Source organism: Coleofasciculus sp. B1-GNL1-01 (genome assembly GCF_040220235.1).
Classification (GTDB): Bacteria; Cyanobacteriota; Cyanobacteriia; order Cyanobacteriales; family Coleofasciculaceae; genus Coleofasciculus.
Map to the genome: position 1 here is coordinate 1 of NZ_JAVJTO010000121.1, position 13,302 is coordinate 13,302.

14 protein-coding genes are annotated in these 13,302 nt (G+C 46.1%); 10 read left to right on the forward strand and 4 right to left on the reverse strand.

The genetic code is table 11. From position 1 onward, the window contains the following. The 5 genes from RID53_RS29355 to RID53_RS29375 all read left to right on the forward strand — a co-directional run. On the forward strand, window positions 1–185 hold a 185-nt coding region (locus RID53_RS29355), incomplete at its 5' end, for a hypothetical protein (RefSeq protein WP_446391463.1). Between the two features lie 2 nt (window positions 186–187). Continuing rightward, complete coding sequence (locus tag RID53_RS29360; protein WP_446391464.1) at window positions 188–343, forward strand: hypothetical protein; 156 nt, start codon at window positions 188–190, stop codon at window positions 341–343. Further along, the gene (locus RID53_RS29365) at window positions 340–555 is read left to right on the forward strand and encodes a hypothetical protein (protein ID WP_446391465.1); all 216 of its coding nucleotides are present in this window, start codon (window positions 340–342) and stop codon (window positions 553–555) included. The genes RID53_RS29360 and RID53_RS29365 overlap by 4 nt, the downstream gene beginning before the upstream one ends. 299 nt (window positions 556–854) lie before the next feature. Then, entirely contained in the window at window positions 855–2,021 is a 1,167-nt protein-coding gene (locus RID53_RS29370; RefSeq protein ID WP_446391466.1) for a VWA domain-containing protein, read from the forward strand. A 449-nt stretch (window positions 2,022–2,470) separates the two neighbouring features. Continuing rightward, window positions 2,471–3,154 (forward strand): SDR family oxidoreductase, encoded by a 684-nt coding sequence (locus RID53_RS29375; RefSeq protein ID WP_446391467.1) that lies wholly within the window; start codon window positions 2,471–2,473, stop codon window positions 3,152–3,154. On the opposite strand, the gene RID53_RS29380 is transcribed toward RID53_RS29375, so the two are convergent. After that, on the reverse strand, window positions 3,141–3,599 hold the full coding sequence (locus tag RID53_RS29380; RefSeq protein WP_446391468.1) for a hypothetical protein: 459 nt from the start codon (window positions 3,597–3,599) through the stop codon (window positions 3,141–3,143). The genes RID53_RS29375 and RID53_RS29380 overlap by 14 nt on opposite strands. Before the next feature lie 87 nt (window positions 3,600–3,686). Here RID53_RS29380 and petN point away from each other — a divergent pair, with 87 nt between their 5' ends. The 3 genes from petN to RID53_RS29395 all read left to right on the forward strand — a co-directional run bounded on the left by petN (window position 3,687) and on the right by RID53_RS29395 (window position 4,801). Next, window positions 3,687–3,776 carry a cytochrome b6-f complex subunit PetN gene (gene petN, locus RID53_RS29385; protein WP_071777176.1) on the forward strand — a complete coding sequence of 30 codons (90 nt, stop codon included), beginning with the start codon at window positions 3,687–3,689 and terminating at the stop codon, window positions 3,774–3,776. Between the two features lie 7 nt (window positions 3,777–3,783). Then, a complete protein-coding gene (locus tag RID53_RS29390) occupies window positions 3,784–3,918 on the forward strand; it encodes a hypothetical protein (RefSeq protein WP_006098154.1) in 135 nt (44 codons plus the stop codon). Between the two features lie 391 nt (window positions 3,919–4,309). Continuing rightward, complete coding sequence (locus RID53_RS29395) at window positions 4,310–4,801, forward strand: YajQ family cyclic di-GMP-binding protein (RefSeq protein WP_446391469.1); 492 nt, start codon at window positions 4,310–4,312, stop codon at window positions 4,799–4,801. Between the two features lie 435 nt (window positions 4,802–5,236). On the opposite strand, the gene RID53_RS29400 is transcribed toward RID53_RS29395, so the two are convergent. From RID53_RS29400 to RID53_RS29410, 3 genes are all read right to left on the reverse strand, one after another. Next, complete coding sequence (locus tag RID53_RS29400; RefSeq protein WP_446391470.1) at window positions 5,237–5,932, reverse strand: glycoside hydrolase 100 family protein; 696 nt, start codon at window positions 5,930–5,932, stop codon at window positions 5,237–5,239. A 97-nt stretch (window positions 5,933–6,029) separates the two neighbouring features. After that, entirely contained in the window at window positions 6,030–7,331 is a 1,302-nt protein-coding gene (gene hemL / locus RID53_RS29405) for a glutamate-1-semialdehyde 2,1-aminomutase (RefSeq protein WP_446391471.1), read from the reverse strand. Window positions 7,332–7,584: 253 nt separating this feature from the next. After that, window positions 7,585–8,364 (reverse strand): pentapeptide repeat-containing protein, encoded by a 780-nt coding sequence (locus RID53_RS29410; protein WP_446391472.1) that lies wholly within the window; start codon window positions 8,362–8,364, stop codon window positions 7,585–7,587. A 430-nt stretch (window positions 8,365–8,794) separates the two neighbouring features. On the opposite strand from RID53_RS29410, the gene RID53_RS29415 reads away from it, so the two are divergent. Together RID53_RS29415 and RID53_RS29420 are read left to right on the forward strand one after the other, a co-directional pair. Then, the gene (locus tag RID53_RS29415) at window positions 8,795–9,070 is read left to right on the forward strand and encodes a hypothetical protein (RefSeq protein WP_446391473.1); all 276 of its coding nucleotides are present in this window, start codon (window positions 8,795–8,797) and stop codon (window positions 9,068–9,070) included. Between the two features lie 404 nt (window positions 9,071–9,474). Next, on the forward strand, window positions 9,475–13,107 hold the full coding sequence (locus RID53_RS29420) for a tetratricopeptide repeat protein (protein WP_446391474.1): 3,633 nt from the start codon (window positions 9,475–9,477) through the stop codon (window positions 13,105–13,107). The last annotated feature ends 195 nt before the right edge of the window (window positions 13,108–13,302 follow it).

Consider the following 13,302-nt stretch of genomic DNA (forward strand, 5'->3'; position numbering starts at 1 on the left):
ACCGGAAGACGATCAGCGTCGGGATACGGCTTGAACCCCAGGATTGGGAAAACCTCAATCAGCTAGCAGCCAGTCTGGGAATGACCCGCACGGAACTGATCACCCAAATATCCAGAGTCCAAAATCCACAAGACTTACAAGGGTTTCAAAAGGCGAAATATCTGGGGGAATCCTCAGCCAATTAATCTTGGAAACCCAAGAGGAATTGGCATATCTGGAACAAAAGTTACCTCGATTGAGGGCGCGGCTTAGCTGTCTTCAACAGCTATACCGGGATTTGCAGCAAAAAACCAGTGAAGACGGCGACGAGGAAGACGAAGTTGGCGATGAGGAAGGAGAATGACTAACAAGCGCGGTAGACCAAAATCAGACAGGAACACCAAGACGGTGACATTGAGACTCGAACCGAGGGACTGGGAATTATTCCGTCAGAAAGCCAAAGCTCTGGGAATGTCGAGATCTCAGTTAGTGCAGAGACTAGCCAGAGGAGAAATACGGATCGATTCGGCGATACTCACAGAGGAACTACTGCTGGGGGAATCATCCGCGAACTGATTGATGAAAATGACCAGTTAACCGTATATCACAGTTCGCAAATAGAATTCCATAACAACCGACTCAAACAGCTAAGCAATAGAAGGGCAAGGCTAGAACGTCTTTATGCCGAGTTGCAAACAAAGACTGGTAAAAACCTTGATGATGAAGACGAGGTTAGCGACGATAAAGGAGAGAATGACTAACAAACGCAGCAACTGAGTTAATGATTAGAGGGTGATTTACACGATCGCACAGCTTTTCTCCACTCAATCCGATACAATAACTCAATCAGCATCCGGTAATTGCTACTAGAAACGATGACCCAGCCAGAACGCCTACGCCGTTGGCGACTTCTCTTAGGCGGTGGAGACGCCGATGGTATTTGTCAGGAGAATGGTCAGGGAGAAGCCGCAGATTCCTTTACCCTCAATCCAACGGATCAAGCCATTGATAATGCCCTCAGCGCCCTCTACGATTCTGACCGCCGTGGTGGACTTGGGAGTTCTTCCCCCAATATTGCCCGTTGGTTAGGCGACATTCGCACCTATTTCCCCTCATCAGTCGTACAGGTGATGCAAAAAGATGCAATGGCACGCCTTAACCTGCAACAGATGCTGCTGGAACCGGAACTGCTAGAAGCCATTGAACCGGATGTTCATCTCGTGGCAAATCTACTATCCCTTAGTAGCATTATGCCCAGCAAAACCCAAGAAACCGCCCGCCGTGTGGTGCGTCAAGTGGTTGAACAATTGCAGCGTAAATTAACCAACCCCACCCGCCAAGCCATAATCGGTAGCCTCAACCGTGCCATTCGCAACCGCCGTCCCCGCCATAACGAAATCGACTGGAACCGCACTATCCGGGCTAACCTAAAACATTATCAACCTAAATACGGCACAATTATCCCTGAAACCCTAATCGGCTACGGACACAAACGCAGTTCTTTACAAGATATTATCCTCTGTATCGACCAAAGTGGTTCTATGGCAACGTCTGTCGTCTATGCGGGAATCTTTGGGGCGGTGCTAGCCTCTCTCAGGGCAGTACAAACCCGAATTGTCGTATTTGATACGTCGGTTGTAGACTTAACCGACGCCGCGCCAGATCCCGTAGACTTACTCTTTGGTACTCAACTGGGAGGCGGAACCGATATTAACCGCGCCCTCACCTACTGCCAAGGACTGGTGCGTCGTCCTCAGGACACTATTTTAGTGTTAATTAGTGACCTATATGAAGGGGGAAACCGGGAAGAAATGCTTAAGCGCGTGGCGGCATTGGTGGGATTAGGAGTTCAATTGATCACACTGCTTGCCCTCAATGATGAAGGTGCGCCCATGTATGATCATTGGATAGCCGAAAAACTTGCCGGATTGGGTATCCCAGCCATGGCTTGCACGCCTGACCAGTTTCCTGATTTAATGGCTGCTGCAATTCAGCGTCAAGATATTGCACAATGGGCGTCTGCACGGGGGTATGGTGTTTAGTAGGGGTTTGGTTACCAAACCCTTACTCCACCAAAAAGGGGTAGTTAATCTGGATGTAGTGTTAACCAGAAAACGTCAGACAAAAGACAACCAACAACTATGACGGCAAAAGGACAGTTAAGCCTTTGCCGTCACAATTTGTTATAATTTTTGCCAGGACTAGAAAACTCAATTTGTCAGGCGTTGCTGAATTAACAGCTTAATTCAGTGGCGCTTTTTCTTGAATCTTCACTTTACCGAAGTTTTCGTGAGAATGTCCACGAAAATTGCCGGAATTTATCTAAATTTTAGGGCAGAGCCTAATTTTGTCAAGATTTTGCTTAGATCAAAGCGCTAGTTACACCCGATAACTCGATTATTCTCCAATTGGTCGCAGTTATTTTTAAGATAATGGGCAATTGTGAAATTAAAGTGAAAACAGGAAACGAATTTTCTCTAAGGAAGGACAGATGATTGAAACAGATAAGTCTTATATTTTTCTGGCAGGCGCTAGTCGCGGGGTGGGTCGAGAAATCGCCAAATACCTGGTTGAGCAAAACCAGAAGGTTAAAGCCCTGTTGCGTTCCCCAGACTCTCGCGCCGAGTTAGAAGCGATGGGGATTCAGGTGGTGATGGGAGATGCCCTAGATGCGGTAACGGTTGAACAAGCCATGCTGGGAGATCAACCGATTCAGGCGGTGATTAGTACGATAGGCGGCTTACCCAAAGAGGGTCAACGATCGGATTTTTTGGGCAACAAGCATTTAATTGATGCGGCACTCAAGGCTAAGGTACAAAAGTTTATCCTAATTTCCTCGATTGGGAGTGGTGAGAGTGCGATCGCCTTACCCCCCCAAGCGTTGACCACGTTGAAGCCTGTACTCATTGAAAAAGAACAAGCAGAGAACTATTTGAAGGATAGCGGACTGACCTATACTGTGATTCGACCCGGTGGGTTGAAGTCAGAACCTGCAACCGGAACGGGTGTGGTGACAGAAAATCAAAAGGTGGCGGGAACGATTCATCGCGCCGATGTCGCCCAGTTAGTTTGTCAGTGCTTGTTCTCAGAGGCGGCAAATAATAAAGTCCTCGCCGCTATTGATCGGATGCAGATGTATGGGTATCCAGAGTTTGAGGAACTCAGCTTGACGTGAAGGGTTTGATCCAATGGCGCTGAATTGCCCAATCGAGAGTAAAACGGGCGATCGCAAATTCGATCAGACTCTCGATGACTAAGATACCCCAAACCCAAAAGGTATCGGTGATATCCGGCTGTCCCTCTATTACCGCCAAACCCCGTACCAAACCAAACGCTAACACGACTCCCGCTTTCAGTTGGGGATTTTGGTCATCCCGGATGGCGTAGCGGTAGGTGACGCCAAACAAAAAGCCGGACAAAAACGCGATCGCGACTTTGATCAATAGGGTTATATTAGCCCGGACATCCAGTAAGCTGAGGGCAGGGGACGGGGTGGATAGAAGCAGTGAGTGCAACAGCGCGATCGCACAATAGGTTAAGGCTAGGGATAATCCCCCCAGGATAGCTGCTTTCAGGGATTCGAGCCGTTCGGCGTCAGTTGGGTCAAAGGAAGAGTTCACGACTTTCGAGCCTCAGGGTCAAAGACGGTTCAAATTGAATTATCATAAACGTTGGAGTCATTTCTTAACTATTACTCATAAAGCACGATGGATATTTTGTCATTAGGCTGGGTCGCCACTCTGGTTCTGTTCACTTGGTCGATTGCGATGGTAGTCTGGGCGCGTAACGGGTTCTAGAGAGATTGTGGAAGGTTCTGTTTTTACCGTCATATTTTTAGCGGCGGCTGGACTCTTACTCCTGGTGACGGGGGGTGTCGTTTACTTAACCGCCGTTGAATGGCGCGATCGCCGTCGCCGCGATCGGGATAAGAAACTCTAAGTCCAATACTGTAGGGAATAGGGAAGCTGGGGGGGCTGGGAGAGAACAATTCCCCATATAGTAGGGGCACGGCAGTGCCCATTGGTGTCAACTTAAAACCCCTCACCCCCAGCCCCTCTTTCCCCCTCGCAGAGGGGATAACAGAGTATGCTTCGCTTTTTTTGCACGGGGGAGGACTAAGGATGTTTCACTCACTTTTGTTGCACGGGAGAGGGGAGCAAGAGAATCTGGTTCCCCTTCTCCCCACGGTGGGAGAAGGGGTTAGGGGATGAGGGGGAAATGTAGAGCAGTAGATAGACACAGCTTAAAACCTTTTCAATGTTGAAAGCGGCTAGGTTTAGCGGTATAAGAAGATAACTGTACCTTCTGAATGCGCTCACATCATTAGATTATGGCTTCAACCTATTCATTTGATATCGTCAGTGATTTTGACCGACAAGAGTTGGTGAACGCCTTAGACCAAACCAATCGCGAAATTAGTAACCGTTATGACTTGAAAGACACGAAGACAACGGTTGACTTGGGGGATGACACCATTACCGTGAATACCGACAGCGAATTCACCCTCGATACCGTACATAGCATTATGCTCACCAAAGCCACCAAGCGTAAACTCTCCCCGAAAATTTTCGACTACGGCAAAGTTGAATCAGCGAGTGGTAATCGAGTACGCCAAGAAATTAAACTGCAAAAAGGAATTAGTCAAGATATTGGCAAAAAAATCGCCAAACTGATTCGGGACGAATTCAAAAAAGTACAAGCCTCGATTCAAGGCGATGCGGTTAGAGTGACAAGTAAATCCAAAGATGATTTACAACAAATTATTCAGCGCTTGAAACAAGAGGAATTGCCTGTGGCGCTGCAATTTACAAATTATCGATAGAATCCGCAAGTTGGCGTAAAAATGTAGGGGCGGGTTTAGGAATTAAATCAGGAAACCCACCTCAAACCAAACAACGAAACCCGCCCTAATCCCAACCTAAATTTATCGATTAACCTCAACAATGTTTAGGCTTACATCCCTTATAGCGCTACGCGCCAGGCAATAGGCAATAGTATAGCAACCGCCACAACGGTTAGGACACTAAACTTGCCTCAAAAAAATACACGGCATTCATTTTATGTCCTAATGACCCTGGCGACTGCTATAAATAAAAAAGCTTACTAAATCAGGGGATTGAGCGATTTTGGCTTTTTCTTAATTTTTCCTAACGTGTCTGCGTAGTGCTATACTCCGAAACTAATCTAATCCATTATTGCTTTGGGATTATCATTAAAACTGATTAAATTCAAATGCTCCGGATTTTGAATCAGATAGTTAGTGACGAGCCGCATATAAAGCTTGATGAAATAACGCCTGAATTTCCAACGGATGTCCATAAACCGCCATGCGACGGTCAATCATAAATGCGGCTTCGGGAACTAATAAGGTGGGAGTCATATCGAAGCGCTGGCTTAAGCAAATATCCAGAATTAACTGGATACCGCGTTGGAATTCCAACCGATGGACAATACTTTCATCAGGTCGATTGGCGATTTGACACGCTTTTTCATACGCCCGCAAGAGAATAATCCACCACAACCCCGAATCAACAGGCGTAACTCTACCAATTGCCCGTTGACCAAAATCTGGCTCAATGTTTTGAGTTGATGTCACCTCAAAACTAGCAGGCATTAAGCCTTCTCCCAAGCGAATCCCATCAATGAGCAGTTCTTTGCCTTGCCAGGTTTTCCTCACTTGGGCAAATAAGCCTTCACCGTCTTTTGTCCATAGTTTATCCGACTGTAAGCCGAGGGTGAATTCCAAAAAGTTGCGGACAATTTCCCGCTCCCCTTGCATGAGAAACGCCAGTCCCGATGGGATAAAATCGCGGACAAAGCAGTGACCATAATTAAGTTGTTCTTCTTGGGGAACAGGTTCCTTAGAGGCGACAGTGCCAACAGGCTGTTGCTGATAACTCATAATCGAGAGTTTCAGTCGTTCTTGTGCTGCTTTGACCATCTGGTTATTCATTCACCTGCTCCTGTTTAGGTTTACCGTTGAACGACCATCTGTAGGGACACGACATGTCGTGTCCCTACCTCAAGCTTATGGCAAACTAATCTTATCCCTACAGACTTGACATAACCTCCCGCGCGGCTTCTAGCGTGCGGTCAATATCCTCATCGGTGTGCGCCAAGGAGGTAAATCCTGCCTCAAACTGGGACGGTGCCAGATAAATTCCCCGTTCTAACATGCCGCGATGGAAGCGGCTGAACTTGGCTAAATCCGACTTTTTGGCATCGTCGTAATTACGCACAGGACCGACGGTGAAGAACATGCCAAACATGGCACTAATTTGTCCACCGCAAGCAGGATGTCCGGTTTCTTTGGCAATTTGTAATAACCCCTCGGACAGCTTTTTGGTGATTTTGTCAAGCTGTTCGTAAGTTCCCGGTTTTTGCAATAACTCTAGGGTTTTAATCCCAGCCGTCATCGCTAGGGGATTACCGGAAAGGGTGCCGGCTTGGTACATCGGACCAGCAGGTGCAACCATGGACATGATATCTTTACGTCCCCCATAAGCACCCACGGGTAAACCCCCACCAATCACTTTACCTAATGTGGTTAAATCGGGAGTGACGCCAAATTTTTCTTGAGCGCCGCCGTAGGCAATCCGGAACCCCGTCATCACTTCGTCAAAGACTAACAGCGCACCATGTTCCTGCGTAATCAAGCGTAAGCCTTCCAGGAATCCAGCATCAGGGGGAACAAAACCAGAGTTACCAACTACGGGTTCAAGAATCACCCCAGCAATACTATCTGGATTGGCTTCAAAGAGAGATTTGACGGATTCCAAATCGTTGTAAATGGCAGTCAGGGTACTACTTGTTGCCGATTTAGGCACACCGGGAGAGTCAGGTAAGCCAAGGGTAGCAACCCCAGAACCGGCTTGCACGAGCAGCATATCGGCGTGACCATGGTAACAGCCAGAGAATTTGATAATTTTATCTCTGCCTGTAAAGGCACGCATCAGGCGAATGACTGCCATACAAGCTTCCGTACCGGAATTGACAAACCGCACCATGTCGATACTGGGAACGGCTTCAATCACCATGGAGGCTAAAACGTTCTCTAGCGCAGAAGGAGCGCCGAAGCTTGTGCCTTTTTCGAGGGCGTCGTGCAGGGCGGAAATGACCTCTGGGTGGGTATGACCGCAAATGGCGGGTCCCCAAGTGCCAACATAGTCAATGTACTGATTGCCATCGACATCCCATACGTAGGCACCCTTAACCCGGTCAAATACAATGGGTTGTCCGCCAACAGACTTAAATGCCCGAACCGGTGAACTGACACCCCCCGGCATCAGGTTTTGGGCAGTTTGGAAAATTTCTTCTGATTTCGTAGTTGTCCAGGACGAGGTGGTAACCAAAACTGTCTCCTGTTATTTGATGCTTATCTCTATCAGGATAAAGTTTAGTGGTGATTCGGGAAATAGGGTAAGGGGGTAGGCGTTGGTGTCAACTTAGGAGTAGGGGAAGCAGGGGGAGTAGGGGAAGCTGGGGAAGCTGGGGGAGCTGGGGGAGTAGGGGAAGCTGGGGGAGCTGGGGAAGCTGGGGCACCCTCGCTGAAAATTAGGATTGGCAAGGGTTATAGCTTAACTGTCAGCAATGCCCTGCGCCAAATTAGGGACAATCGCGATTAGAAATAGTTCTATCGGGTAGAGTAGTATTACAAAATACTGCACCAGTTAAATCAGCATCTTGTAAATTAGTACGACTCAGGTCAACCTCCCAGAGGTTTGCTTCGCGCAAATCAGCATTAGTCAAAAAGCTATTACTCAAATTAGCCCCTCTGAGGTAAGCGCCATTTAAATTCGCGTTATTAAGTCTGGCATTACTCAGGTTCGCTTCTCTAAGATTAGCGGCTTTCAGATTAGCACCATTGAGTCTAGCTTTATCTAGATTGGCACGTCTGAGATCAGCGCCTCTGAGTTCCGCTAGAGTGAGAATCGATTGAGACAGATTGGCTTCACTCAAGTTGGCTAAACTTAACAGCGTTTGGGTTAAGTTCGCACCAATGAGAATAGCATTACTTAGGTTAGCCGCTTTGAAGTTAGCTTCTCTGAGATCCGCAGCCGTGAGATCTGCACCACCGAGAAAGGCGCGAGTTAGATCAGCATTTTTTAAGTCAGCGTTGCTGAGGTTAGCATTAATCAGGTCAGCATATTTGAGATTAGCATCACTGAGAGTCGCTTGGGTAAGGTTGGCTTGACTCAAGTCGGCATAAGTCAAGATACTTTGACTCAAGTTAGTATTACTCAGATCGGCATTAGTTAAGTCACAGGTAGAACATTCGCCCGTGTCTTGTAACTGTTTCAGATGGTCAGGATTTTCCGCGTTTAGAGGAGTGGCTACCCAAAAGGGCGTTAGAAGCAAGAGAATAGTCAGAATGTTGAGTTTCATGAATAATACCTCAGCATAGAGGGAAGATTTTTGTAGGGGCGGGTTTAGGAACCTGCTTTTAGCTATTGATGGTAACGTTTGTGCAAAACCCGCCCTGACTTTGTGCAGCAAGCCCTAAGTACTTCTCGGTAATCTGGGCAGAAGCGATCGCAAAAATTCCGCAATTTCACGGATTCTAACTCCTCGAGTCAGGAACTATGCTTAAAAAGCAAGGACAAGGAAGCAAACTCTCAGTTGTAGATGCAGTTCCCTGGTAGCTATCTCTCGCTGCCAGGATTTTTCTTTCGATAGCTTAACATGTGAGACACCTTGATTCCGTGGGATCGCGTAAATCTCTTTCTTTGAGACATTATGCCGACTCAAAAATCCGTATGAAGACTGAGGCGATTGTTAATTGTTATCGGTCAAAATAAAATCAATTACTGAGAACGTGAAGTTGGTCTACCCCTCTAAAGTTATGCCTGAAGATACCTATAAACAATTACTCCAAGCTGCTACCGCCAGATATCATGCTTTATTATATCAAAGCTATAGTCAACTTAGTTTGGATGACAAAATATTTATCGAGAATTTCCGCTATTACAAACAAATGTCTTTGAATCAGGTGGTTCAAGCGTTAGACGATAACCTGAGGCAGCTCCAAGGTAAGGATTATTGGAGTGCTTGTCAAGATACTAAACTATTTAATTTTAGTATCGACCAATAACCTCCTAAGAAATACCCTTTTACATAAAGGTAGGGGGAATAGGCGACCCGAGTCAACTGAGTGGACTGGTGTTGGTAATTAGGCTAAGCGGGTCGCCCCTACAGGTTGTTGTTTCTTTCTTGTATCACGGATACTCACGTCCGTGGGAGGATCTCAAGAAAACCGCCCTTCGTCATAAAAGGAATGGTTTTGTAGCTTGTGTTACATTTTCGAGAAAATCTAGCATCGATTTCAATTACTGGACTCGTATTTTAGACCGGAAAAGGTAAAATTTCCTGTTATTTGATGATATTTCCGCAAGCAAGTGATCGCATCTTGTCCCCTATCTGGAATCAACCTGTCACAGACTAAAGGATTCAGAAGAAGATGACTTAAAATGTAGTCAGTACCAAGCGAGAGTAGAAATGGCGAGAAATTGTTTGCGGATTAATCATCAAGGTGATTCGATTCAACTTTCCTGGCAACGCGGACAATCTAATCCTCGCCCTGCGCCATCAGTAACATTTACACATCCCTTTGACAAGCAAGCTTTAGTTGACTTGCGCTGGTATCTAGAAGAGTATTTGCGTTTTCCCTATGGCATTTATCCAGATCATGCCGCCAAGATTGAGCAAAAGTTTCAATATTGGGGAGAGCAGTTGTTTGAATTAGTCTTTCGCAGTAGTGAGCAAGCGCGGCAATTTTTTCAGGCGGCGACTTACGAAGGGTTGAATCAGTGCGAACTGGTGATTACATCCGATAGTCCAGAGGTGCTGAATTTGCCTTGGGAGTTATTGTACTCGCCGAGCGATCGCCAATTTCTCGCACCCTCTTTAGCAGGGATGTCTCGCAGTCTCAGCGAGTATGCTGTCCGGGCAGAAATGGGTGATTTACCCCAGGATAAGCTGAATATTTTGCTGGTGATTGCCCGTCCTTATGGTGAAACTGATATTGGGCTGAGAACCATTGCCCGTCCGTTGCTGGAAGCATTATCAAATATTCGCCAAAAAGTCAATCTCAAAGTGTTGCGTCCACCCAGCTTTGAGCAGTTCGAGCGAGAACTGAATGCCAATCGCGGGTTTTATCACATCGTTCATTTTGATGGACATGGGGATTTTGACGCCAACAGCATCGGATTTCAGCATACTTTGGGGGCTGCGGGGCAGGGAGTGTTGGTGTTTGAAAAGAATGATGGTTCGCCCGATATTGTTACGGCGGCACAGATTGCTCAGAATTTGGCAGATTGCCGCGTGCCGATTTTTGTCTTGAATGCTTGCAAATCGGCGCAGGAGGGAGAGGAAAAGTTTTCTTCTGTGGCGACGCGCTTGGTATCTTTGGGGGCTAAGGGTGTGGTGGCAATGGCGTATTCTGTCTATGCCCAAGCCGCTAAACATTTCATGGGGCGGTTGTATGGGGAGTTGGCGGCGGGTGCGAGTCTCGACAGTGCTGTGGCGGCGGGGCGAAAGGACGTTTTGAATAAGCCGCAGCGCCCTAGTCCCAAGGGCGATAAGCCTCTGCAAGATTGGCTGGTGCCCGTGCTATATCAGCAGGAATCCTACCAGCCGTTTATTCCCTCAACTACAGATGCAGATGTTCTGGATATTGAGGATTTCTTAGAGCCAACGGTTAGCAATTTGGTGGGGTTCCCAGAGGAGGGGGCTTACGGCTTTATTGGGCGAGACTACGATATTTTGCGGTTAGAGCGGGCATTTCGCCAAAACAATATCGTGCTGTTGCAAGGCATGGCTGGCGTGGGCAAAACTGAGTTAGCTTGTGGCTTTGCTCGGTGGCTAGAGGAGACTCAGGGACGTACTGGCAAGATGTTCTTCATGTCGTTTGAGCATGGGGCGACGCTGAGTAATGTAGTGAATCAAGTGGGAAGGGAAGTTTGGGGCGACAAGTTTTCCCAGTATCGGGCAGAGCAACAACAGCAAGCTGTACTGAAATATCTGAAAACTCAGCAAAGTCTGTTGATTTGGGACAACTTTGAGCCTGTGGCGGGGTTTCCTGCGGGGAATGAGCCGTTGTTGAATGCGAGTGAGCGAGACAATTTGCAACGGTTTCTCAAAGATTTGCGCGGCGGGAAGTCTTGGGTATTGATTACCAGTCGCCGAGAGGAGCGTTGGCTGGATTGTGGTTACAGGTTAGTGGATTTACGGGGACTGCGCGAGCAGGATGTGGAGGAGTTGGCGGCGCAGATTCTGCAAACGGCAGGGATAGATAGGGCGGAACTGTCTTCTGAGTATCTGGAGTTGCTGAAATTGTTGGGGGGACATCCTTTCTCTTTACGGGTTGTATTGCCCAACCTCAAGAAGCAGAATGTTCAGCAAGTGATTGATGCTTGGCGGCAGGGACTCGATGCCTTCCAGGGAGCAGAGGAAGAAGGGCGGGATAAATCTCTCAGGCTGTCGCTGGATTATTCGTTTGCCAAGTTATCTGACAGATGCCGTCGGCATTTGCCCTTTTTAGGTCTATTCTCTGAGCGAGTTAATATTTATACACTCTCTTATCTCTTTAAAGATTGTGGCTTCGTGAATTTGCTGGATTTTAGGCATACATATCAGGCTATCTTTGGGGAAAACCTAGAAATAGAGGATTGGTTAAAAATTCTAAACGAGGCAGTAGAAGCAGGTATTTTAGAAAATCTGGCTGACGGTATTTATAAAATTCACCCTGCTCTACCTTGGTATCTGCGTCAACAGTTATCTCAACATTACAATCTTGAGGAACTTAGCAAAATTGAAAAAAAGTTGCTGCTTTTATACTTAATAGTAGCTGCGGCTCATGACATACAATACCAAGGCAATGCAGATAGAGCAACTACAGTCTTATTAATTGAAGAGCCAAACCTATTGCAATATTTGCGATTTGCACAAAACCAAAAGGCTTGGGATGCAGCCGCAGGAATTTTAAGAGCTTTAGGTCAAGTTTATGATATCCTCGGTTTTTTTGCAGAATATCGATTATTGCGAGAAAGGGCGCTTGCTCAAATTGGTATAAACTTGGTGGAGGTTAAGGCAAAGGATGAAGGTGCTTTTGGATTTTGGACACTATTAAAAAGTGCTGATGCTCTAGAAGCGCTTCGACGGGGTGAAATTGGGGAAGCTAGAGTGATTCATCAAGAAATTCTAGATGCATACACAGCGTTAAATGACTCATCTGTCATTGGCGAAATTGCGATTGCCTATGTCAATTTAGGTACAATAGCACGAGAAAATCGTGATTTTGATGCAGCTTTTAACTATTATCAAAGTGCGCTGAAAATTTATAAAGATGTAGGTAATTCTTCTCAGAAAGCTGCGATTTATTACGAACTAGGAGTGACTGCACGACAAAAATGGGATTTTGAAACTGCAATTGGCTACTACCAAAATAGTTTTAACATTTATCAAGATACTGGAGATTTTCATAGACTTATCGGTATTTACCAGGAAATGGGTATAATAGCACGATATAAAGGAAATTTTGCTCAAGCCATTGTTAAGTATGAAAAAGCTCTCCATATTTGTAAACAATTAGGGCATGCTTACTTTGCTGCTGGTCTTTTCCACGAGTTGGGAGAGGTAAAAAAGAAACAAGGATATTTGGAGGATGCAAGAAATTATTACAACAAAGCCCTCCAAATATATGAAGATAAGCAGGATTGGCAAAATGCTTCAGATGAATATCAGGGATTAGGCGAAGTAGCGAAAGCACAAGGGGAAATCGATGAGGCAGAGGCATATTTTAAAAAAGCTCTTGAAATAAGGGCTGCGGCAAAAGATTGGTTTAAAGTAGCAGCAACGCTGGTTGAAATAGGCGAAATTTTAGAGGCTAAAAGAGAGGAGTTTGAAGCTTTAATAGTTTACATACGGCTCTTTATAATTGATAGCCAACATAATAGAGCAGAATTTTGTTTTCGAGAATTGATTAGTTCAGATATCTGGAATTTAGGTCGAATGATTAAAGTGTTGGGAAATAGTAAGTTTGAGGCGGTTTGGCGAGAGGTGACAGGTGAGGAGTGTCCAGAAGAGCTACGTTCAGCAATTCAGGCAGCAAGTGAAGAAAGCGAGGAATAATTATGTATTGTTTAGTTCGTTTTAACAGACTTGCGCTATGAGCCTTTAAATTGATTTCAATGCGGTGTGACGGCGTGACAATAAGTTCCAGTCAATATGTTAACGTGGTGGAAATTTATTTCAGAGGCTGTGACAGCATGGCAATAAATCCAATCAAGATGTTATCATTGGTGGAAATTTATTCCCGGTTATGGG